Source organism: Devosia sp. P1_H9, assembly GCF_056405135.1.
In genome coordinates this window covers 269,476-291,618 of sequence record NZ_JBFUCQ010000003.1, presented here as the reverse complement: position 1 = coordinate 291,618, position 22,143 = coordinate 269,476, and the positions used below count along the sequence as shown (strand labels likewise).

17 protein-coding genes are annotated in these 22,143 nt (G+C 63.4%); 6 read left to right on the top strand and 11 right to left on the bottom strand.

From position 1 onward, the window contains the following. Positions 1-255 precede the first annotated feature (255 nt). The 3 genes from AC1DYL_RS07465 (at position 256) to AC1DYL_RS07455 (ending at position 2,702) form a co-directional block, all read left to right on the top strand. A complete protein-coding gene (locus tag AC1DYL_RS07465) occupies positions 256-1,152 on the top strand; it encodes a LysR family transcriptional regulator (protein WP_477172643.1) in 897 nt (298 codons plus the stop codon). Positions 1,153-1,321: 169 nt separating this feature from the next. Next, positions 1,322-1,705 (top strand): DUF1330 domain-containing protein, encoded by a 384-nt coding sequence (locus AC1DYL_RS07460; RefSeq protein WP_477172642.1) that lies wholly within the window; start codon positions 1,322-1,324, stop codon positions 1,703-1,705. A gap of 166 nt (positions 1,706-1,871) precedes the next feature. Next, on the top strand, positions 1,872-2,702 hold the full coding sequence (locus AC1DYL_RS07455; protein WP_477172641.1) for an SDR family oxidoreductase: 831 nt from the start codon (positions 1,872-1,874) through the stop codon (positions 2,700-2,702). A gap of 309 nt (positions 2,703-3,011) precedes the next feature. Here AC1DYL_RS07455 and AC1DYL_RS07450 read toward each other — a convergent pair whose 3' ends face one another. Beyond that, entirely contained in the window at positions 3,012-4,346 is a 1,335-nt protein-coding gene (locus AC1DYL_RS07450; protein ID WP_477172640.1) for a dicarboxylate/amino acid:cation symporter, read from the bottom strand. Between the two features lie 204 nt (positions 4,347-4,550). Between AC1DYL_RS07450 and AC1DYL_RS07445 the strand changes: the two genes are divergently transcribed. Together AC1DYL_RS07445 and AC1DYL_RS07440 are read left to right on the top strand one after the other, a co-directional pair. Continuing rightward, positions 4,551-6,407, top strand: a complete 1,857-nt coding sequence (locus AC1DYL_RS07445; RefSeq protein ID WP_477172639.1) for a sensor histidine kinase — start codon at positions 4,551-4,553, stop codon at positions 6,405-6,407. After that, positions 6,404-7,786, top strand: a complete 1,383-nt coding sequence (locus AC1DYL_RS07440; RefSeq protein ID WP_477156296.1) for a sigma-54-dependent transcriptional regulator — start codon at positions 6,404-6,406, stop codon at positions 7,784-7,786. The genes AC1DYL_RS07445 and AC1DYL_RS07440 overlap by 4 nt, the downstream gene beginning before the upstream one ends. Positions 7,787-7,955: 169 nt before the next feature. Here AC1DYL_RS07440 and AC1DYL_RS07435 read toward each other — a convergent pair whose 3' ends face one another. The 10 genes from AC1DYL_RS07435 to AC1DYL_RS07390 form a co-directional block, all read right to left on the bottom strand. After that, a complete protein-coding gene (locus AC1DYL_RS07435; RefSeq protein WP_477172638.1) occupies positions 7,956-10,097 on the bottom strand; it encodes a beta-galactosidase in 2,142 nt (713 codons plus the stop codon). A gap of 24 nt (positions 10,098-10,121) precedes the next feature. Then, positions 10,122-11,024: a carbohydrate ABC transporter permease gene (locus AC1DYL_RS07430; RefSeq protein WP_477172637.1), complete on the bottom strand. Its 903-nt coding sequence runs from the start codon at positions 11,022-11,024 to the stop codon at positions 10,122-10,124. After that, entirely contained in the window at positions 11,024-11,851 is an 828-nt protein-coding gene (locus AC1DYL_RS07425; protein WP_477149082.1) for a carbohydrate ABC transporter permease, read from the bottom strand. Before AC1DYL_RS07425 ends, AC1DYL_RS07430 begins: the two co-directional genes overlap by 1 nt. A 170-nt stretch (positions 11,852-12,021) precedes the next feature. Beyond that, positions 12,022-13,329 (bottom strand): ABC transporter substrate-binding protein, encoded by a 1,308-nt coding sequence (locus AC1DYL_RS07420; protein ID WP_477172636.1) that lies wholly within the window; start codon positions 13,327-13,329, stop codon positions 12,022-12,024. A gap of 111 nt (positions 13,330-13,440) precedes the next feature. Further along, entirely contained in the window at positions 13,441-14,625 is a 1,185-nt protein-coding gene (locus AC1DYL_RS07415; RefSeq protein ID WP_477172635.1) for an ROK family protein, read from the bottom strand. A gap of 787 nt (positions 14,626-15,412) precedes the next feature. Further along, positions 15,413-16,015: a TetR/AcrR family transcriptional regulator gene (locus AC1DYL_RS07410; protein WP_477172634.1), complete on the bottom strand. Its 603-nt coding sequence runs from the start codon at positions 16,013-16,015 to the stop codon at positions 15,413-15,415. A gap of 66 nt (positions 16,016-16,081) precedes the next feature. Next, on the bottom strand, positions 16,082-16,912 hold the full coding sequence (locus AC1DYL_RS07405; protein ID WP_477172633.1) for an enoyl-CoA hydratase/isomerase family protein: 831 nt from the start codon (positions 16,910-16,912) through the stop codon (positions 16,082-16,084). A gap of 95 nt (positions 16,913-17,007) precedes the next feature. Continuing rightward, complete coding sequence (locus AC1DYL_RS07400) at positions 17,008-17,802, bottom strand: hypothetical protein (protein WP_477172632.1); 795 nt, start codon at positions 17,800-17,802, stop codon at positions 17,008-17,010. Positions 17,803-17,812: 10 nt separating this feature from the next. Continuing rightward, entirely contained in the window at positions 17,813-18,679 is an 867-nt protein-coding gene (locus AC1DYL_RS07395) for an alpha/beta fold hydrolase (protein ID WP_477172631.1), read from the bottom strand. A gap of 603 nt (positions 18,680-19,282) precedes the next feature. Beyond that, complete coding sequence (locus AC1DYL_RS07390; protein WP_477172630.1) at positions 19,283-19,630, bottom strand: GFA family protein; 348 nt, start codon at positions 19,628-19,630, stop codon at positions 19,283-19,285. Between the two features lie 352 nt (positions 19,631-19,982). On the opposite strand from AC1DYL_RS07390, the gene AC1DYL_RS07385 reads away from it, so the two are divergent. Next, positions 19,983-21,962, top strand: coding sequence for a methyl-accepting chemotaxis protein (locus tag AC1DYL_RS07385; protein WP_477172629.1), 1,980 nt, complete (start codon positions 19,983-19,985; stop codon positions 21,960-21,962). The last annotated feature ends 181 nt before the right edge of the window (positions 21,963-22,143 follow it).

Here is a 22,143-nt window from a genome sequence, read left to right as displayed (position 1 = left end):
ACGCCGGCCTTCAGGATTTCCCGGCGGCCGCGTAGGGTGTCGTCGTCCTGAGCAGTGCTGTTGGTGCTTCGATTGCCCATGTTGGGGTGTCCTCGGTTTGGTGAGGCGCCGCACGACGGGTTACTCCAGAGGTGCCGCCAGCTTGTTCGCTGGCCTCTTTCGCCGTCGCGGCTCTCTTGCCGGTAACAAGTAGCCCTTGTCCCGCTTTGCGATTAGGGCATACAATTTGCTTGAGCCTATGTGCGGGGTGCATCAATGAAACGGGACGACCTGTACGATCTGGCGGCCTTCGCCGTGGTCGCAGAGAAGGCCAGTTTCACTCGCGCCGCGGCCGAGCTTGGGATGTCTCAGTCGGCGTTGAGCCACGCCATCAAGTCGCTCGAAGAGCGCATGGGCGTGCGGCTATTGTCGCGAACCACCCGATCGGTTTCGGTCACCGATGCGGGCGAAAGGCTCTTGCGGTCGCTGTCGCCGGCCCTCGGCGAGATCTCCCACGCCGTTGACGCGGTCGGTGCGATGCGGGGGAAGGTTTCGGGCTCGTTGCGCATCACGGCTACCAAGCATGCGGCCTCGACGGTGTTAATGCCCGCCCTGCCGAGCTTTCTGGAGGCGAACCCCGACATCCAGCTGGAGGTGATCGTCGACGATCGCTTGATGGACATCGTGGCGGAGCGGATCGACGCTGGGATCCGGTTCGGCGATATCGTCGAAAAGGACATGGTTGCAGTGCGCATCGGGCCCGACGTCCGCTTGGCCGTGGTCGCTGCCCCCACCTATTTCGAGAACAGCCCACCTCTCGATACGCCGCGCGATCTGGCGCAGCATCGCTGCATCACCTATCGCCTCATGCGGTCCGGCGGGCTTTATGCGTGGGATTTCGTCGAGGACGGCCGCCCCTTCCAGGTCCGGGTCAGCGGTCCTCTGGTGTTCAACAATGTCGACCTCATCCGTGAGGCCGCGCTGGCGGGCCAGGGGCTTGCATTTGTCTATGAGGACGACGTCGCCGCCGATCTCAAGGCGGGCCGGCTGGTAAGGACCCTGGACAAGTGGTGCCCGTCCTTCCCTGGGTACTACCTGTACCATCCAAGCCGGCGGCAAAGCCCGCCTGCGCTTGCCGCGCTGATCGCTGCGCTTCGCCAACACCACGCCTAGGTAGGCACCGGCGCCTATTCATGCGCAGCATCACTAGACCTCAGAGAATAATGCACGATTATCTCTGATTACCGGCCGGACTACCTTCCCGTCATCGAGACCGCCACCCCTGCCGGAGCAACCTCCGAGCATGCAACAGGTCCAATCGGCTCGACAGAAGGAGACCAAAATGAAGAACCTCGTGATGGGCGCTGTCGCCGCCCTTGCCGTCGCCCTCGGCTCGGCCGCCCATGCCCAGGATGCCTCGCCCACCCAGGCACACGGCTACATGATCGCCAACTATGACGTCCACGATCAGGCGGGCTATCAGCAGTACCTGGCGGCCGCGACCCCCGAGCTGCTGGCCAAGTTCGGCGGCAAGGTGATCGTGTTCAATCTCGACTCGACTGCCGTCGAGGGCAAGCCGCACTCGGTTATCGCCATCGCCGAGTTCCCGAGCCTCGCCGACGCGCAGGCGTTCTACAATTCGCCCGAGTACACTGCGGCCAGGCAGTACCGCCTCGCATCGGCGGAGGGAACGCTGATCATCACCGAAGGCCTGCCGCAGCAGTGACCAATCGGCGCGGTCGGGCCCGACAGCGTGAGCGTGATCCCGACCGTGCCGCTACCTCGGCTGTGACCAACTTATGCATGGGATCACTTAGCCCATGCGGATAACAGCCACTAATCGGATGCCGGGCACCGGCATACATCGGCGGCATCAGAACTGGAGTTAGAAAATGAGCGTTTGGTTCATTACAGGTGCCGGTCGTGGCATGGGTGTCGACATCGCGAAAGAAGCCCTGGCTGCCGGCCACCAGGTCGTCGCCACAGGCCGCAACATCGACAAGGTCGCCAAGGCCGTCGGCGCTGCGGCAAACCTCTTGGTCGTCAAGCTCGATGTGACCAAGCCAGCCGATGCCGAAGCCGCCGTGAAGGCGACGATCGATCGGTTCGGCCGCATCGATGTGCTCGTCAACAATGCCGCGAACTTCCTCGCGGGGTACTTTGAAGAGCTGTCGCCCGAGCAGATGGACCTTCAGCTGGCGACCAGCCTTGTCGGTCCGATGAACGTTACCCGCGCCTTCCTGCCGGCCATGCGGAAGCAGCAGTCCGGCAAAATCATCGCGATTTCGTCTACTGCGGGCATCCGGGGTTTCGAGTTCGGCACGGCCTACGCCGCCTCCAAGTTCGGCCTCGATGGCTTCATGGAGTCCCTGCAGATCGAAGTCGCGCCGTTCGGCATCGAGACGATGATCGTCAATCCGGGTTTCTTCCGGACCGAACTGCTCACCCAGGAGTCGACGCAGTTTGCGGCCCTTTCGATTGCTGACTACACGACGCGCCGGGCCACGATCGAGCAGTTCTACACCTCCCACAATGGCAAGCAGGGAGGTGACCCTGCAAAGCTGGCGCGAGCGCTCATTACGCTGGCCGCGCAGGACGAGCTGCCCCGTCGCTTCCTCGCGGGCGCCGATGCTGTCGGGGCTGCCGAGCAGAAGATCGCCGTCCTGCAGCAGCAGATCGATGCCTACCGCGAACTATCGAGTTCGCTCGCCATCGACGCATAGGTCAACGGACACGTTCGAGCTGTTTCGACGGGAGCCGCGAGGCATCGACATCATCACATTTGATGAGCTCCTCGAACGGGCGCGCTTCATTACCAGGAAACGGTAGCAACGCCCGGGCCGATGTGCCCGTCTCCCTGGAAGGGCTAGGGATATGTCCGCTTCTGGCCCAAAGCGGACGTTACGAACTACTCCCCAAAGCGGAAGTACGCCGAATATATCGCGCCGATCTCCCGGTATCCGACGGTCGCCGGAGCGCGACAGAATTTTAGAGGCCGCGGGCTAGCCGCGACCTCGAATGTCAGTTGCGCGCTATTCCGCCGGCACCGCACTCGGCACAGTCGCGTAGTTGGGCTCACGCCTGCCTGACAGGGCTGCTGCGAGTTGCTCCTTGTCGAGTTCGTTCTCCCAGCGGGCGACGACGATGGTGGCGACGGCGTTGCCGATCAGGTTGGTCAGCGCCCGGCATTCCGACATGAAGCGATCGATCCCCAGGATCAGTGCCATACCGGCGACCGGCACAGCCGGGACGACCGAAAGCGTGGCCGCAAGCGTGATGAAGCCCGCCCCGGTGATCCCCGCCGCACCCTTCGAGCTCAGCATGGCGACCAGCAGCAGGATGATCTGATCACCCAGCGACAGATCAATATTGGTCGCCTGCGCGATGAACAGCGCTGCCAGCGTCATGTAGATGTTGGTGCCGTCGAGGTTGAACGAATAGCCGGTCGGGATGACGAGGCCGACAACGGACTTCTTGCAGCCCGCCTTCTCCATCTTCTCCATCAGGCTCGGCAACGCGGCCTCGGAGGAACTGGTCCCGAGCACCAGCAGCAGCTCTTCCTTGATGTAGCGGATGAGCGCGAGGATCGAGAAACCGTTGAAGCGGGCGACGGCGCCGAGGATGACGGCGACGAAGAGGAAGGCCGTCAGGTAGAAGGTGCCAACCAGCATGGCAAGGTTGGCGACCGAGCCGAGGCCGTATTTGCCGATGGTGAAGGCCATCGCGCCGAAGGCACCGATCGGGGCGGCCTTCATCAGGATCGCAACCAGCTTGAAGATCGGCGTGGTGAGCGACTGCAGGATGTTGAGGACCGGCTCGCCCTTCTTGCCGACCAGCGCCAGCGCGACGCCGAACAGCACCGAGAAGAACAGGACCTGGAGGATGTTGCCATCCGCAAAGGCGCCGACGACGGTGGTCGGGATGATGCCCTGGAGGAAGCCGACGATGGTCTGCTCATGGGCCTTCTCGGCATAGTCGGCCACCGCGGTGGCGTCGAGCGTGGCTGGATCGATGTTGAAGCCGGCGCCGGGCTGGACGACGTTGCCGACGATGAGGCCGATGATCAGCGCCAGGGTGGAGAAGACGAGGAAGTAGAGCATCGCCTTGCCGGCGACCTTGCCCACTTTCTTGAGGTCGCTCATCCCGGCAATGCCGGTTGTGACGGTGAGGAAGATGACCGGCGCGATGATCATCTTCACCAGCTTGATGAAGGCATCGCCCAACGGTTTCAGGCTGGCGCCGATATCGGGATAGAAGTGCCCGAGTGCGATGCCGATGGCGATGGCGACGAGCACCTGGAAATAGAGGTGCCGGTAGAAGGGTAGCTTGCGGGGCAGGGCTGCTGCCCCCGTGTCTTCGATGATCATGGTCTCTCCTCCACGCTGATCAGTGCACGGCGCGTGCCGTGGTGCCGATGGAGATTGCAACCGGTGTGCCAACCAGGGTGATGCCGGCTAAGCGATTGCACGGGCAAGAGAAATCAGGATCAGCGTGGAGCCCGGAGATCGGTGTGTGCGGATGGTCGCACAGTTCGGCTTGCGCCGTGTGCGAAATTACGCACAATCAGGATCATGTCCGCACCTGCCTCGGCTCAAACGCTGGAGCTGCCGGCGCCCGCCCTTCGGCGGCGCGCGTGGCTGATCTATCTGGCGCTCGCCGCGGCGACCATCTTTGCCACCCTGTGGGTGGCCGGCGATTTCGGCCGGACGCAAAGCCTCGAGGCGCTGCGGCAGCGGGCTATTGCATCCGCCAGCCTCAATACGACCGTGCTGCGGGCAGAACTCGACAAGCAGCGGTCGATGCCGCTGGTCGTGTCACTCGCAGGCGACGTCGTGCAGGCGGTGCTATCGAAGGATGAGGCAGCGCTGACGGCGCTCAACCAGAAGCTAGAGGCGCTGAACGCCGGGGCCCGGGCGAGCGTCATCTACGTGCTCGACAGAGACGGGCTGACGCTGGCGGCGAGCAACTGGCGGAGCGCCGACAGCTTCGTGGGCAACACCTATCAGTTCAGGCCTTACTACCGCGATGCGATGGCCGCGGGGAGCGCTGAGCACTACGCACTGGGAACGGTCAGCCGCCGGCCGGGGCTCTACATTGCCCGCCGCATCGACACACCCACGGGGCCGATCGGGGTGGCGGTGGTGAAGGTCGAGTTCGATGCGGTGGAGGCGGCGTGGGCGAGCGCGGGCGAGCCGATCTATGTGACGGATGCTCGAGGCATCGTCCTGGTGACCGGGGTGCCTGAATGGCGGTTCCGCACGGACACGCCGATCGGTGACCCGGAGGCGCAGCAGATCAGGGAGAGCCTGCTGTTCGGCAATGCCTCGCTGCTGCCGCTGCCGATCGAGCCGTTGCAAACGGACGGGCCGTTGCAGCCGGTTCGGGTCACCCTGCCGGATAATGGGCGGCCGGAGCCGTATCTGCAGATTGCTTCGCCGGTACCATCGACGGATTGGACGCTGCACCAGTTGGTACCGGTTACTGCAGCGGCTGCTGCGGGCGAGGCCGGCGCCCGGGCCTGGGCGCTGCTGATCGTTGTGCCCGTGCTCGCACTCGCCGCCTATCTCATCTGGCGCAGCGGGGCGGCGGCGCGGCTTGCCGCCAACAACGCGGCGGTGCAGCGCGAGCTGGCGCGCCGGATCGCGGCGCGTACCCTGGAGCTCAGCCAGGCCAACCAGCGGCTCAAGGCCGAGATGGACGAGCGGCAGCAGGCCGAGGGCCGGGAGCGGACTATTCGCGAGGAGCTGATGCAGGCCAACCGGCTCGCCTCTCTCGGCCAGATTGCCGCGGGCGTTGCGCACGAGATCAACCAGCCGGTCGGCGCCATTCGCGCCTATGCCGAGAATGCCCAGGTGTTCGCCGAGCGGCAGGACATTGCGCAGGTGAAGGACAATCTCGGCTCGATCACCGGGCTGACGGAACGGATCGGCGCCATCACCGACGAATTGCGGGCGTTCTCGCGCAAGGGCACCGGCACGGCCGAGCCGACCGGCGTCGCAGCGGCGATCGAGGGGACGCTCCTGCTGCTCGGCCACCGCATCCGGGCCCAGGGGGTGAGCCTCGTCACACAGATGCCGCCTGCGGGCCTCGAGGCACTGGCGCAGCGCATTCGGCTCGAGCAGGTGCTGGTCAACCTGGTGCAGAACGCGCTGGAGGCGGTGAGCGGTCGGCCGTCGGGCGAGATCGGGATTCGCTGCGAGGCCGATGACGAGGAGGTGCGGATCACCATCGAGGACAACGGGCCGGGTATTCCGCCCGAGATCATGGCGCGGCTGTTCGTGCCGTTCACCACGGGAAAGGCGCGTGGCCTCGGGCTCGGCCTCGTCATCTCAAACGACATCGTAACCGAGTTCGGGGGTAAGTTGACCGCGATCAACAAGGCCGGCGGCGGCGCATCGTTCACTGTCACGCTGAGGCGGGCCGAATGACTGGGGTGCAATCGAGAACGGTCGCGCTGGTCGATGACGACCGCGATTTTCGGGCTGCTGCCGCCCAGACGCTCGAGCTGGCGGGGTTCGAGGTGCGCCAGTTCGCCTCGGCCGCAGAGGCACTGCAGGTTGTCGACGAGAGTTTTGAGGGCATCGTCATCAGCGATATCCGCATGCCGCAGATCGACGGGCTGCAGCTCTACCGGATGCTGCGCGAACGCGATCCCGAGCTGCCGGTGATCCTGATCACCGGCCACGGCGATATCGAGATGGCCGTCGATGCAGTGCAAGAGGGGGCCTATGACTTCATCGCCAAGCCCTATGCCGCCGATCGGCTGGTACAGAGTGCCCGCCGCGCCATCGAGAAGCGCCACCTGGTCATCGACAACCGCAACCTGCAAGCGGCCCTCGAGGGCGCTGCGGACAGCCTGCCGCTGATCGGCCAGACCCCGGTCATGGAGCGACTGCGCAAGACACTGCGGCAGGTGGCGGCCGCCGATGTCGATGTGCTCGTCGCCGGGGAAACCGGCAGCGGCAAGGAGGTGGTTGCTAGCCTCCTCCACCGCTGGAGCCGGCGTAGCGCCGGCAACTTCGTGGCGCTCAATTGCGGCGCCTTGCCCGACACCGTCATCGAGGCGGAGCTGTTCGGGCACGAGCCGGGCGCCTTCACCGGAGCGCTGAAGAAGCGGATCGGGCTCATCGAACACTCCTCCGGCGGCACGCTGTTCCTCGACGAGATCGAAAGCATGCCGCTTTCGGCGCAGGTGAAGCTGTTGCGGGTGCTGGAGATGCGCGAGGTGACGCCGCTCGGCTCCAATGCGATCCGGCCCGTGGACCTGCGGGTCGTCGCCGCTGCCAAGGTGGATCTCGGCGATCCGGCCCAGCGCGGCAGCTTCCGGGAGGACCTCTACTACCGCCTGCACGTGGTCACCGTCTCGATCCCGCCGCTGCGCGACCGGCGCGACGACATCCCGCTGCTCTTCGCGCATTTCCTCAATCGCGCGGCGGCCCGCTTCAAGGTCGAGGCCCCTCAGGTCTCGCCGCTCCTCCGCGGGTTCCTGCTCGATCACGACTGGCCCGGCAATGTGCGCGAACTCTCGCACTTCGCCGATCGGATCGCGCTCGGCCTCGATGCGGAAGATGCCGTGCCCGAGCCTGCCCCCGGACGAGCGCTGCGAACGCTTCCCGAACAGATGGAACAACACGAGGGCCACCTGATCCGGCAGGCCCTGGCCGCCCATCAGGGCGACGTGCGGGCCACAATCCAGAGCCTCGGCATCCCGCGCAAGACCTTCTACGACAAGCTGCAACGCCACGGCATCGACCGGGCAAGCTACACCAACGGCTCGCCTCGCGCTCAACCGGCTTCCGAACGGTAACGGCGCAAATTGGAGCCCGGCACACAACTCGCTGCCAGATACAGTCGACCTGGAATGGCCGCTTGTGGCCCAAAGCGGCCGTCGAGAACTGGGCAACTCTGTCCCGTACGAGGCACTCCGATCCAACTCCGTCGTGTCGCCCTACTTCGGTCAGTGGCGCCCAAGCATCCTAGTCGAGTTCGATGATGCTGCATCCATAGGCCGGTAGCGACAGCTTACCGCCGCGTACTTTGCCGTCGCCGAGCAAGTTCTTGCCCGCAGGCACATTACCGATGCTTGCCAGCTCACCCATCGTATTGAGGATGAAAAGCAGGCGGCGGTCCTTGCTCTCGCGGATGGTCGCTTCGACGCCGGCCGGCATGTCGGCGATGAGCGGCACGATACCGGCGGGCGCCAGCACTTGATCGGCCAGCACCTCGACCAGAGCATCGCTGAGGTACGTGCCTAGGTAGATCACCTGGCCCTTGCCGACCGTGCGGGAGGTCATTGCGGCCACGCCCTCGGCGAAGCGGTTCGCCCAGCGGCCGATTACCCTGGTGCCGGGGGCGACATTAAGCAGCTCGTAAAGATGCGCCGCCTTCACCTGTGCATTGCCGATCTTGAGCTCGTATTGGCGGCTCGCCGACGTCGCCGGCAGCTTCTCGCGGACCGTGTTGGCGCCGAACCGGCCGCCATGCGCGAACAGGCCATCGCCGCCGACCGGCGTCAAACGTCCGAACTCCTCGACCGTGATACCGGCCAGCGCAGAGAGCGTCTTGCCCGGCGAGGTCTCGCGGATGACGTGGTTGTTGACGTCGCGCGATCCGGTGCGACCGCTGAGGATCACCGTTCCACCGGCCTTGGCGAAGGCCTCGATGCGCGCCGTCCACGCATCGGTCCATTTCAGCCAATGCGGCACATAGAGTGCCTTGAGCTTCGATAGATCGTCCTCAGGATGGATGAAGCCGCAGGCGATGTTGCGGCGATAGCAATAGCGATGCAGAAGCGTCGCATCGTCCTGCGGGCTCGGCAGGCCGATGGGGTAGGAGCGGTGCATCTCCTGATTGTCGAAATCTGATCCGGCGATGCCCAAATCCATGCGCACATGCGTGCCAAGGATCTTGTCCTTGAGCGCCGTGACCTCACCCGCAAACTGCTTGGCCTCGTCATAGCGGCGGCGCGGGATGTCGTCGTGATCGATGATGCCCATCCAGTAGATCTCGGCGCCGAAATGTGCCGGCCGCCAGCGGAAGAACATCACGCCATCGGCGCCGCGCGCCACCGAGGTGTAGGCCATGCGTCGCATCTCGCCGGGTTCGGGCGTCAGCGTCGAAAAGTTCGGCTGTGCGCCGAAGCCAGATTGCTGCTCGGGCACAATGAAATTGCCGGTGAAGCCGCGGCAGATATCGAGTTGAAGCGCCTGCGCTTCGCCGACGCCGCCGACACGCTGCTTCTCGTCATCAAGATACGGGTAGATGTCGAAGCCGAGGAAATCGAGATCGGTCGAGAACTCGCCACGGAAGTCGATGTCGTCGATGCGGCCCAGATTGTGGAAAACAAACCAGTCCGGATTGGTGGCGCGCAGGATCAGCACCTGATCGTGCTGGAACCGCGCCGTGACGAAGGCGAGGAAGCGGTGATAGTCGACCACATGGGTCGGCCCGACCGGGGCCGGGGCGTAGTCGAGGGGCAGCACCACCTGATCGAAATCGTCGTAGGCGGTGGCCCAGAAATGCCCGCCCCACGCATCGTTGAGCGCGGCGATGGTCTTGTACTTGTCCTTAAGGAAGGCCTGGAACTCGAGCAGCGTTACCGGTCCGTAGGACAGCGACCCGGAAGTGTTGAGCTCGTTGTCCGTCTGCCAGCCGATGATGTGCGAATTGCCGCGATAATGCTCGGCCATCGCCTTAGTGATGCGCTTCGAATGCTCGCGGAACACTCCGCTCGCAAGATTGGCGTGCTGGCGCGAGCCATGGCTCATGGCGCGGCCATTGGCATCGACGCGCAACACTTCGGGATAACGCGCCGTCAGCCACCGCGGGGGCGTCGCCGTCGGCGTGCACATGATGGTCTTGACGCCGGCTTTGCCTAGCACATCGATGGCCCGGTCGAACAAATCGAAGTCGAACGTCCCCTCATGCGGCTCTAGAATGTGCCAGGCGAATTCCGCAAGTCGCACCGCGTTGAAGCCCGCGGCTGCCATGCGGTCGGCGTCGCGCTGCCAATAGCTCTCATCGATATGCTCCGGGTAATGTGGGGCACCGACGAGGAAAGTGTCGGTCGCGATCGGCCGCCAGACAGAGAACGGCGCGGATTTCGAGGCAGTCGTCATAGTCGGAAAACTCCAGGCGATAGTCTATTTGATGGCGCCGGCGGTGAGGCCGCCCTGCCAGAACCGCTGCAGCAGCAGGAACACCACGATGACCGGGATGATGCTGACCAGCGCGCCGGTGATGACGATCGAGAACAGCACCTGTCCGCCGCCACCGCCCTGCTGCGCGAGTTGATACCAGGTCGCAAGGCCCACCGTGATCGGCTGATACTCCTGCGAGCGCAGGACGATCAGCGGCAGGAAGTAGTTGTTCCAGGTCCCGACGAACGAGAGCAGCGCTACGGTCACCATGCCCGGCGCCACCAGCCGCAGCACGATGGCGCGGAAGATCATGAACTCGCCGGCGCCATCGATACGCGCGGCGTCGAGCAGTTCGTCATCGACGCCCTGTTCGATATAGACGCGCATCAGATAGACACCGATCGGCGAGATCATCGAGGGCAGGATCACGCCCAGGGGATTGTCGCTGAGACCCGAAAGCGCCAGCAGCAGGAAGATCGGCACCACTAGGGCCGTCTGCGGGACAAACACCGCGCCCAGCACGAGCCCAAAGGTCAGATTTCGGCCGCGGAACTTGAACTTCGCGAACGCGTAGCCCGCCGCTGTTGCCAGCAGCGCCGCACCTGCCCCCGAAATGGTCGAGTAGAGCACGCTGTTGACCATCCAACGCAGGAACATGCCATTGTCGCGCGAGAACAGATCGACCAGATTCTGCCAGAGGTTGAACTCGGTGCCGAAGCCGAAGCCGAACGTGGCGAACAGGTCGCCATTTGTTTTGGTTGCCGATAGGACCAGATAGAGCAGCGGCGCGAGGCTGTAGACGAGGAACAGTGACAACAGCAGCGTGAGCATGATCCGCGAGCGCTGCCGTTCGCCGGGCAGGCGCCTGGCAGCTTCGAAAGTGGCGATGTCGGTGGTCGCAGTCATCATTGCTCCGGCCGCCGGCGGTTGGTGATCAGGGTGAAGATGTAGGAGGCACCGGCGATCACGATGCCAAGCACGAACGAGACGGCGGCTGCATAGCCATACTGCTGGTTCTGAGTCGCCAGCGAATAGGCATAGAGGTTCGGCGTGTAGCTCGAATTGATGGTGTTTCTGGCGAGCGCGCGCATCAAATATGGCTCATTGAACAGCTGCAGTGTGCCGTTGATCGAAAAGATGATGGTGAGCAGGATCGCCGGCCACAGCAGCGGCAGCTGGATCAGCCGCGCAAATTGCCAGGGCGAGGCGCCATCTATCCGCGAGGCCTCGGCGAGGTCCGACGGGATCGCCTTCAGCGCGGCGTAATAGATCACCATATTATAGCCGACATATTCCCACGTCGCGATATTGGCCAACGAGAAGATCATCGCGCCCGGCGACAGGAAGTCCGGCGGTGGCAGGTTGAACGCCTTGGCCATCTGCGTGAACGGGCCGAAGGTAGGGCCGTAAAGATAACCCCAGATGATCGTCGCGATTACGCTCGGCACGGCGTAGGGGAGGAAGAAGCCGAGCCGGAAGACGCCCTTGGCATAGATCTGGCCACGATCGAGCACGATGGCGAACAGCAGAGCGAGACCCAGCATGATCGGCACCTGGACGATCCCGAAGATAACGAGGTTCCAGACGCCGCCCCAGAACTTCGCGTCGCCCGCCACCTTGATATAGGCCGCGGTAGCGGCAAACTGTCGGCCACCGACAAGCGTGTCGCGGAACAGGCTCATGTAGAACGCATACACAAGTGGCGCGACGATGAATGCGATGAACAGCAGCAAGAATGGCGCCAAGAAGAGATAGGGCGCGAGCGTTCGTGACGTAAAACCGCCGGATCGCGCTGGGTGCGTCGTAGCGGCTGGCCTATTCGACATTGCCATGGTCCCCCGTCCGGCAAGATGAAGAGATCGGGCGCGCCGATCAGGCGCGCCCGGCCGTTGCCCGGGAGAACTTAGGCTACGGTAAAGCCTTGTTCCTTCGCGTAGGTGACCACGGCGTCCTGGATACGGTCGAACGCATCCGACAGAGTGCCGTTACCGCTGAGCGAGGCGCCGAATTCATCAGACATCGACTGGTACAAGAAGCTCTGGAACGGGCTCCATTCAAACGGCGTCACAGCATTCGACGACTTGGCGAACACCTTGTTCACTTCCTGTCCGCCGTAGAAATCCATCTTGTTGCCCGCCCATTCCGGGCTCGACAGCAGCGCGTTGGTGGTGGGGAAGAAGAATTGCTTGGTGGTATAGAGCTTTGTGGCTTCGGTATCCCTGCACAGCCAGATCGCGACTTCGGCGGCCTCAGGCAGATGCTGGGTCGCTTTCAGCACGGCCAGTGATGAGCCACCCCAGGCGCCGGTCGCGAACTTGCTCGCGTCCCACTGCGGCAGATCGGCGGCACGCCACTGGCCCGCGCTGGTCTTGGCGAACGAGGTCAGGAACACCGGACCCCAGCCCGCAGTGAGCCAGGTGGCATAGCGGCCCGAGTCGAGGCCGGTGTACCACTCATTGTTGAAGCCCGGCTTGGTCTCGATGACACCGGCGGAAATAAGGTCCTGCCAATAGGCGGCGAAGTCCTTAGAAATCTTGTCGTTGATGTTGATCACGAGCTTGTCGCCATCGCGGCTGACCGGCTTCCAGCCCATCGGCCACAGCAGAGCATTGACCCAGTCGCCTGAGCTGAACAGCGCGTCCGTCAGGTAGACATTGGGATCCGCCGCATGCAGCTTCTTGGCCGCATCGGCAAACTCGGCCCAGGTCGTGGGCGGCGTGATCCCATGCTTGTCGAAGACGTCCTTGCGATAGAGCATCGCCATCGGACCGGTATCCTGCGGCATGGCGTTGACCACATCGCCCTTGCCGAGCTGGCTCCACGTGCCTTCTGGGAACTCCGCCTTGTGCGGGTTTGCCCACTGGCCGATGTCGGCGAAAGCGTCCAACTGGCGGAAGCTCTCGAGGTGCTGGAATTCGATTTGGACGACGTCGGGCAGGCCGCTGCCTCCCTGCAGGCCCGCACGGACCGCCTGATACTCCGGGTCGCCCTGGCCGGCATTGACGAGTTCGACCTGGATGCCCGGATGCGCGGCGTTGAACATGTCGACCTGAAGCTGGAGATCCGGCACCCACGACCACAGCACCACCTTTACGGGATCGGCACCACGAACTGCCGCTGGCAGGGCGGCCACCGCAACGCTCGCACCCGCAACTTTCAAGAAGTCACGACGTTGCATCGTCCGCCCGAGCGGATTGAAAATCTTCGTCATTGAAGTCCTCCCACGAAAGATACGCTCCTGCACGACGCAGGGCGCATTTTTTCTTTCAGTTAGAAACTTAATGCCGAGATTCAGTCGGTGTCAATCGCGAACGATTGATCTTCAGTCGGCCATCGCGAGGCTGTTGGCAGGGTTGAGCGTGGTCGCATCGAGCACTAGGCGCACCGCTCCAAGCACGATGTCGCGGTGCCCCAGCGCGCCTATCACGAGGCGCGGCGGGTCGTACACATTGCCTTTGAGGCGATGCCGCAGCACATCGAGCACCAGATCACCGCCGCCAACGACCCGGCCCGCCAGTACGATGATTTCGGGGTTCATGAAGGCAGCAACACTGCCCACCGCCATCGTCGTATAGTCGAGCAGTTCGGTCACGACTGGCGCGATTTTGCCCGGCTGCCGGTCGGTGACGTCAGCCAGGGTGAGCTTCCCCGCCGCATACTGCGTGTTGGCCTCTTCGAGCATCTTGGTCGCCTGTTCAGGGATGCCGAAAAAGCGCAGCGATTGCTTGTCGCCTAGATGTTCGAACGGCCGCCCGGTGAGGAGGGGGTCATCGAGATACCAGCCGAGCTCGCCCGCCGCATGCGAGTGCCCGCCATAGAGCTTGCCGTCGATGACGACGCCCGCGCCGGCACCGGGCCCGATCGAGAGGCTCACGACGCTGTCGGCGCCACGCCCGGCCCCGAATCCCCATTCGCCCACGGCGGCGAGGTTGCGCCCGTTCTCGACAACGATGGGCATCTGAAAATGTTCGCCGAGCCGCGCCCGCAATGGCATGTCGCGCCAGCCGAGCCCGAGCGTCAGCACCACTTCGCCCGCTGGCTGCCTGACGATCGAGGGCAGGCCAATGCCGATGCCGCGAATGGTTTGGCCGCGTGGGCGGGGAGCCGTCATCAACCGGCGGATCAGGCCGACCAGCTTCTCGAAATTGCGCTCGCCATCATCGTCGGCCGTCTCGTGCATTTCTGTCTGCACGACGCCTTCGAGATTGGCCACGGCGCCGTAAAACTCGCCCTTGCCGGCCTCGATGCCGATGATCGCATGCGCCGCACCGCGAAACTTGATGCGCGCACGCGGCCGGCCCCGCACATTGGCCTCGTCAAACCCGTCATACGCCACCAAATCCTCGGCAATCAGATCGTCGATCACCCGCATCACCGTCGGGATGCTGATGTTCAGTCGCTCAGCGAGGCTCGAAGGTGATGCCACTCCTTCGGTGCGGATCAAATCCACCACTGCCGAACGATTGAGTCGGCGTAACAGGCTCGACGTCGTGGGCTGGCGCTTCATTCATGGACCAGTTGCAAAAGGCCGGTGGACCGGCAAAGAGGTCGGCATAGACCAGAACCGTCCCAGAGTCCGCCTTTTTCTGAAGACGCCGAACGTCAGTTGTCGCTCTGCAGTGAAAACTACCGCGGTAGCTCGTTCGACGATTTCGGCGATCCTGGGTGGGCGCTCAAGCCCTCCGAGTCACTGCGCCTACTCGTGCAAATAACTGACTCCGGCTCCTTGAATCGGTTACGAGCTCGTCCCCTTGGCGCGGAACCAACATCCATGGCCGCTTTTGGCGCAAAGCGGACACTTGGAGCCGAACGGGGCGGGCTGATCGGGTTGAATTGTGTCAACTATTGTCCGCCTGATCCGTATGGCGACCGGCGGTCGCTTTTGGCCGAGGCTGCCGTTGAAGCCCTAGTCAAAACTGACCCGAATGGGGCCGATAGCAGTCTGTCTGCTTTTGGTATCGAAGAACGGGATAGCTGCCGTTCATTCGTTGACCAGCTATGCGTTCCATTCCAGTAGTTCGGCAGGCAATCTACGGCCATCGAAAGCAGAGGACCGTTCATCACCTTCCGACAGATCTGCATCCGTCAGGTTCGCGCCAGTTCGGTCGTCTGCCCGGCATCCGTCTTGCGGACCAAGACTGCTTTGAAAGTCATGGTAGTTCCTTGAAATCGTGGAGTGAGAGCGGGGCGAGGATGGTCTCCGCCCCGGCCCGGAGCGAAGGTTGGAAGTGCATTGCTCCGGCCCGATTGCAGCCGCGCTGCCATAGTGCTCGGTCGGTAGGCAGCGTCGCGAGCTAGTGGGGCAGTATGACCCGCAAGCGGTTGGCGATCTCAGCGATGATGTCGTCGACGGTCCGGTCAGCATTGATCGTTGCCGCCATGCTGAGGAACACGACGGCCGAGACGATTTGTGCAAGCGTGGCCGCGTCCTCAGAACTGATGCGCCCGTCACGACGCAGGATCGCCGCCACCTCCTGTTCAGTCTGAAGGGTAAGAACAAGCGCGTCCCGGTGATGCGGCTCTTCGGGGTCGCCGAAGACGAGTTCTCGCAGGTAGCTCCGCCCGTTGTCGACATGCACGCGGTTGCATTCCACAATCGGGCGGATGATCGCCAGCACGGCATCGAGCACCTGGGGTTTGTTCGCGGCGGCCGCCTTGCCTTCCTCGAGGGCGGCGACATAGCTCGAGTTCTGCACCAGCAGAAGCAACTCGCTCTTGCTCTTGGCATAGAGGAAGAGCGTGCCGGTGCCGATATCGGCCTTGTCGGCGATCTGCTGGGTAGTGACCGCATCGACGCCGTATGTGTCGAAGAGTTCGCGGGCAGCAGCGATGATGCGTTCCAGCTTATCGCGCTTGTTTCGCTCGCGGCGTCCGACCGGCTGCGGGCCGTTTGGCATGACAGTTGTCCTTATGGAAGAAAAGCAAGAGGGAGCAAACGCTGCTCCCCCGCCATTGCATGGCCTTTAGCGCCGTTGGTTGGCGATGCCCAGATACTCGCCGAGCCGGTACTCGACGTCGAGGCCAGCCTTGGCTGCAAGCGCTTGAAAGCCTGCGGCACGGGAGAGAAAGCCGGGCAAGGCGAGCGAGCGCGCAAACTCGCCGTAAGCTTTGACAAGATCCGCGTCCGGCGGCAACACCGCCCTGTTGATCATCGCTTTCGCGGACGCCAGCGATGTGCGGTCGAAGGATGCGAGACGCGCCACAATGGCATTCACGAAGGCATCGAGCTCGCCGTCCGGGAGGGCGCGTGTGACCCAGCCCCACCGCTCGGCCGTGTCAGCGTCGTAGTCGTCGCTTGTCAGGATGGCCTCCAGTGCCCGGTCACGGCCGATCGTGCGCGGAAGCCGCTCGGTGCCGCCGCCGCCGGGGAGCAGGCCGCCTCCAACCTCGGGCTGCCCGAAGATCGCGTGTTCACGGCTGGCGTACCGCAGGTCGAGGGCAAGGGCGAGCTCATTGCCGCCGCCGCGGGTGCGGCCGCGGATAGCGGCAATCGTGATGTACGGAGCCTTGGACAGCTTCACGACCAGGTCAGTCCATATTGGCACCGCATCCTCGCCTTCGGGGGCGGGGAAATCCGCAGCAGCGGCGAGATCGAAGTGATTGTAGAAGAAGTCCTGCACGCCACTGTCAAACACGACGACCTGGATGTCGCGGTCGACCGCCAACTCGGCGACGATCTCGGTGAGACGGATAACCGACTCGCCGACAATGAGGTTCACGGGAGGATTCGCGAAGGTGATCTTCGCTACCTGTGGCGACGTGCGTTCGTAGTGGATGGTGCTTTGTTCGGTCATGGTTCTCTCTTTTGAGAAGGGTTGCCGGCATCGGAGGGGACAAAAATGGGTGAGGCTGACACCCGCTTAGCGTGATGGGCGCGATGACTCCCGAGCTACGTCCGGTAGTGCGGAAGGATGGCGCCGTCCTCCACATAGGTCAGTGCCTCTGACACGTCGTAGGCGTGGACGGCCGAGGCGTACCGGGCCAGCTCGCCCGAGAGGCTTGCGATCTTCCGGCTCTCGAAGAATGCCGCCTGTGCCGCCGCGTCGGCAAAGCCGAGCATCAGCGAGGCGTGGAACCGCTGGTCGGCCGTATTGTCGTGCGCGACATTGGGCGTGTTCCACAGGCCCTTGCTCCAGGGCAGGAAGGTCTCGGTCCGCAGTTCCTTCAAGACACCGGTGCCAGCAAGGGCGGGGGCCAGATCATCGTTGATGAACTTGCGAAACGCGCCGGCGCCCACTCCATCCCGTCGCCTGAGATAGACGAGCACCCGGGTGCCGACCCCCTCGCCGGGTCGCGCCACGTCGTACCAGCGGGACCAGTTTGGCAGGCCCAGATAGAGTAGCGTGCGCCTGAACACGTTGATCTCGTCCTTGAACGCCAGCTTGTTCTGCTCGCGCCCGGCCAGCACCGAGAACACCGACTGGAACGCGACCTGGGCGACGCCGTCGATCTTGCGCCCGGCCGGTATAGTCGTCTCGACGCCGGGGGTCGCCGGCCACAGCCCGGAGTTTGTCTCGGCAAGGTGAGTCTGCCGGTATTCATCGAGGCCTGGGCTGGCCGAGATGATCTTGGAATGCGGCCCCTTCCAGTAGTTCATTCCGGCTTCCCGGGGCTTGTCGGTGCGCATCCACAAGAGGATCGATGACGAGAAGCGCTTCCTGAACGTCGGCGATGTCGTGCCCATCTCACTTCCTTCAGCGATCGAGGAACTGGACGGCGACAGGGGCGAACTTCTCGTGGAACTGGAAGATGCCGCCGTGACCGGAGTCGGGATAGATGATCAGTTCGGAGCCCTTGATCCGGCGGTGCATATCGGCCGAGAGCGGCGAGGGCACCATCCGGTCATTGTCGCCATTGGCGATCAGGGTGGGCTGGGTAATCTTCGACAGGTCCTGGGGAGCCGAGCGTCCCCACTTCTTGATCGCCTTGAGCTGGGTCTGCAACGTCTTGATCGTCACCGGCACATCGCGGTTGGCCGTACGCTCCTTCAGCCGGTTGACGAAGGCCCGGGCTGCCGGCTTGCCGCTGGCGTTCCGGTTGAAAAACAGGAACTCCTTGGGATCGGACCCTGTCAGGGTGGCGCGAAGGATGTCGAGATAGGTGACGCCCGCGACCTTGTCGATGTCCTTGCCGCCCGCCGGGCCGGTGCCGGTGAGGATCAGCTTGCGCACGAGGTCCGGGTGCCTCACCACCAGCGCCTGGGCGACGAAACCGCCAAGCGAGAACGCGAAGATGTCGATCTTTTCGAAGCCGAGCGCCTTGATGAAGGTGAAGGCGTCATCGGCCATCGCCTCGACGCTGTCGCGGACCTGGCCGCTGGAGCCGCCGACGCCGCGATTGTCGAAGGTGATGACGTGGTGGCCCCGGGCGACCGGGTCGACGATGCGCGGATCCCAGTTGTCCAGATTAGCGGCCAGGTGAACGAAGAAGATGACGGGAATCCCGCCTTTCGGGCCGAGTTCCCGATAGGCGTAGGTTATTCCGCCTGCCGTGATCGTCCGCGCTGGGGCGTTCTTGTATTCGGTAATGATGGTGTCGTTGGAGGGGTGGTGCGTGCTCATGGTCTGCTCCCTGATCGATGAGTGGCGAAAGCTGGGTCAAGTCAATGATGATGACGCTCAAATATGAGTGCGATCAGAAAATGTCAAGGCGGTTTCGTCTGGATGATGGGCGACAAGGGTGCGAAACGAACCGCCCCGGAGGCTCCTCGCGGTCGGTCGAGTAAGCGGCTCACCCGGGGACACAACCGGCCAAAAGGTCTGTAGAAGTTGGCTCGCGGCCTCAGCTGCGGCCCTTGTCCTCCCAGTCGTCCGTCAATTTTGAGGGGGACTGGCCGACATGCAGGCGAAAGAAGCTTGAGGAGTAGGCCGGGTCCGTGAAACCAATGGAGAAGGCCATGTCTTCAACAGGGCGGTTGGTAATCTGAGCAGGCGCTTGGCCACGATGATGTGGACCATCTTTTCACACTCAGCTCCGACGGCCGTTGGTCGGACCTGGGTGAAGTCTGGGACATCGCGGGACTTCTTACGCTCGCCCCAAACAGAGGGAGTAGACGTCGCGACCCTGAACATTCGGCGGTTCGACGGTAGGCACGCTTACCCATGAGGCCCCACGGATGAGGTTGGGGTGGGGGCTTGCAACGAAGTGTAGCGCTGCATGCTCCACTAGTCGTTTGCGCCCTTGGTCACTTGAATTTGCTGGAAGACATCCCGGCCGAGAACGCGGGCGTTAAGCCCCATCCATGGCACACTCTTGGCATCGACGGGCCACCAATGCGTGGTCATCCCGCAGGTCGGGCAGAAGTGAAATTCGAGAAGGCGCTTGTTCCAAACATAGACCGATGTCGGTCCGCTGATATTGACCTGATCGGGCGAGTAGTACGCCCAAAGGGCCCCCCGCTTCTGGCAGTGTTCACACTGGCAGTCGTTAAGTTCAGTGGGCATCGAGGCGACACGGATTTTTACCGCCCCACAGTGACATGAACCTTCGATGGCATCGTTTCCTAGCGACATCAGCTTCAGCCCGACTAATCAATCAACGCTAACCGTGCCGCAAATTTGGTCGACTGGCGAGCCCCGACCCGCATCGAGTTGCGGATACCACCAATAGTGTTGGGGCGTGGGGGACCGCTTTTGGCGCAAAGCGGACTGATCGACGACGGCGTCGATTTCCTGCCGCTGCCGCATGAGCCGGACGAGGCAAACTGGCAATGTCGGCCGCGGCTTTTGGCCGATGCGCGAATAAATGCTTAACCTTAAGTTATTGCATACGCGGTAATACTGAGTGGCTGGAGCTTGCACGGGGAGTGCGAGCACCGGCCGAGGGACGAACACGTCCGTCGCCATTTACCGCAGGGGGTAAACGGTGCACCTATTTTTCCGCAGCCTGAAGATCTCGCATCGCCTCTATGCCGGTTTCGCAGTTATCGTGCTGCTGCTGGTGGGGGCGGTTTCCGTCGCGCTGTGGCAGGTCAGCGATATCGAGACCATCAGCGCCCGCATCGCCACCTTGCGAACGCCGACGGCGCTGACTGCGGAGCGCCTCACCGCGAGCCTCCAGGGTTCGCTGGCGGCGCTGCGCGGCTACATCCTCACCGGCAAGGACAGCTTCAAGGCGGATCGCGCCGTGAGCTGGGCCGACATCGACCGGGCAGGCGTCGAGATGGACGCGCTGTCGGCGCGCTGGACCAACCAAGAGAACATCGACGCCTGGGCCAACTTCAAAACCATCCGCGACGAGTTCAAGGCAGCGCAAGCCGGTGTCGAAGCCATCACCGATCCTGCCGACACCAAGCCAGCGATCACCATGCTTGTGGCGGAAGCGGCGCCCCGGGCCAACCAGTTGCTCACCATCCTGCTCGGACCGGTGCAGGCCGACGGCACGCGGGCCGGCGGCATGGTCGACAACCAGACCGGCATGCTTCGGGCAGATGCGGCTGCCTCTTCGGCGGCGACAACTACGCTGCTGATCACCGAATGGGTGATGCTGGCGCTGGGCGTAGTGTTTGGCGCGACCACCTCTCTGTTGACCGCCCGTGCCATTTCGAGGCCGTTGGTCGCCATGACTGCGGCGATGGCAGAATTGGCCGAGAGCAAGTTCGAGACGGATGTACCGGGCAAGGAACGGGGCGATGAGATCGGTGCCATGGCGGCGGCGGTCGAGGTGTTCAAGCAGAACGGCATCAAGGTGCGCGAACTCGACCTGGCAGAGCAGCTGCGTGCCGGGCAGACGCGGGAACGCACCGAGGCGATGAATGCGCTGGTCGCCGGACTTGCTGACGTAGTGGATGCTGCCGCCGACGGGGAATTCTCGCGACGCATCGCGCTGACCCTGCGCGACGACGACCTTCGAGGCGTCATGACCGGGGTCAACAATCTTGTCGCCACCGTCGATCGGGGCATCACCGAGACCGGCAGCGTGCTTTCGGCGCTGGCCCAGACCGACCTCACGCACCGGGTGCGTGGTGACTACAAGGGCGCCTTCGCCCGCCTCAAGATGGACACCAACGCGGTCGGCGAGAAGCTGACCGACATCATCGGCCAGCTGCGGACCACCTCCGGCGCGGTGAAATCGGCGACTGGCGAGATCCTGTCGGGAGCCAACGATCTAGCCGAACGCACCACTAAGCAGGCAGCAGCGATCGAAGAGACCTCTGCAGCCATGGAGCAACTGGCCCAGACCGTCACTGATAACGCGCAGCGGGCAGACTCGGCGCGCACCAAAGCTCGAGAGGTGTCGCAGACGGCTGAGAAGACTGGCGATGTAATGCGCCACGCCAATGCGGCGATGGAGCGGATATCCTCTTCGTCGGGCAAGATTTCCAACATCATCGGGCTCATCGACGACATCGCGTTCCAAACCAACCTGCTGGCGCTCAACGCATCGGTCGAGGCGGCGCGTGCCGGCGATGCGGGCAAGGGATTTGCCGTGGTCGCAGTGGAAGTGCGCCGGCTAGCGCAGTCGGCGGCCAGCGCTTCCTCGGAGGTCAAGGCGCTAATCGAACAGTCGGCCACCGAGGTCAGCGGCGGGTCTCGGCTGGTCAGCGAAGCGGCGGACCGGCTTGCCTCCATGCTCGAAGGGGTGAGGGACAACGCCGCCCTGATTGACGAGATCGCTAAGGCCGGCCGCGAGCAGGCGAGTGCCATCTCGGAGGTGACGACGGCGGTACGGCAGATGGACGAAATGACCCAACATAACGCCGCGCTAGTTGAACAGACCAATGCCGCGATCGAGCAGACCGAAGCGCAAGCCAGCGAGCTCGACCGTATCGTCGATATCTTCGTGATTGAGGATGCCAGCCACTTGGGCACCGATCGCAGACTTCGGACAGCTGCTGCCGCCTAGATCAGCTTGCAGCCATTACCTCTGGGCTTCGTAGCTCCGCGCCGTTCAACCGCTACTAACTCTGTGGCGTTTATGGCGTTTTTGGTTTTGTTAGGCAGCATCGGCCAGACGCGCCTTCTGGGCCGCTGACCGATCCGACACGGACGACTTCGGCTGAACTTGCATTTCGCGGCCGCCGATC

What these genes read in the sequence shown, in the direction of transcription:
- AC1DYL_RS07410 (WP_477172634.1), bottom strand. Translation starts at nt 16,015, where the DNA reads ATGCCAAACGGCCCGCAGCCGGTCGGACGCCGCGAGCGAAACAAGCGC.
- AC1DYL_RS07445 (WP_477172639.1), top strand. Translation starts at nt 4,551, where the DNA reads ATGTCCGCACCTGCCTCGGCTCAAACGCTGGAGCTGCCGGCGCCCGCC.
- AC1DYL_RS07435 (WP_477172638.1), bottom strand. Translation starts at nt 10,097, where the DNA reads ATGACGACTGCCTCGAAATCCGCGCCGTTCTCTGTCTGGCGGCCGATC.
- AC1DYL_RS07465 (WP_477172643.1), top strand. Translation starts at nt 256, where the DNA reads ATGAAACGGGACGACCTGTACGATCTGGCGGCCTTCGCCGTGGTCGCA.
- AC1DYL_RS07405 (WP_477172633.1), bottom strand. Translation starts at nt 16,912, where the DNA reads ATGACCGAACAAAGCACCATCCACTACGAACGCACGTCGCCACAGGTA.
- AC1DYL_RS07420 (WP_477172636.1), bottom strand. Translation starts at nt 13,329, where the DNA reads ATGACGAAGATTTTCAATCCGCTCGGGCGGACGATGCAACGTCGTGAC.
- AC1DYL_RS07455 (WP_477172641.1), top strand. Translation starts at nt 1,872, where the DNA reads ATGAGCGTTTGGTTCATTACAGGTGCCGGTCGTGGCATGGGTGTCGAC.
- AC1DYL_RS07430 (WP_477172637.1), bottom strand. Translation starts at nt 11,024, where the DNA reads ATGACTGCGACCACCGACATCGCCACTTTCGAAGCTGCCAGGCGCCTG.
- AC1DYL_RS07390 (WP_477172630.1), bottom strand. Translation starts at nt 19,630, where the DNA reads ATGTCGCTAGGAAACGATGCCATCGAAGGTTCATGTCACTGTGGGGCG.
- AC1DYL_RS07395 (WP_477172631.1), bottom strand. Translation starts at nt 18,679, where the DNA reads ATGAGCACGCACCACCCCTCCAACGACACCATCATTACCGAATACAAG.
- AC1DYL_RS07450 (WP_477172640.1), bottom strand. Translation starts at nt 4,346, where the DNA reads ATGATCATCGAAGACACGGGGGCAGCAGCCCTGCCCCGCAAGCTACCC.
- AC1DYL_RS07415 (WP_477172635.1), bottom strand. Translation starts at nt 14,625, where the DNA reads ATGAAGCGCCAGCCCACGACGTCGAGCCTGTTACGCCGACTCAATCGT.
- AC1DYL_RS07440 (WP_477156296.1), top strand. Translation starts at nt 6,404, where the DNA reads ATGACTGGGGTGCAATCGAGAACGGTCGCGCTGGTCGATGACGACCGC.
- AC1DYL_RS07460 (WP_477172642.1), top strand. Translation starts at nt 1,322, where the DNA reads ATGAAGAACCTCGTGATGGGCGCTGTCGCCGCCCTTGCCGTCGCCCTC.
- AC1DYL_RS07400 (WP_477172632.1), bottom strand. Translation starts at nt 17,802, where the DNA reads ATGGGCACGACATCGCCGACGTTCAGGAAGCGCTTCTCGTCATCGATC.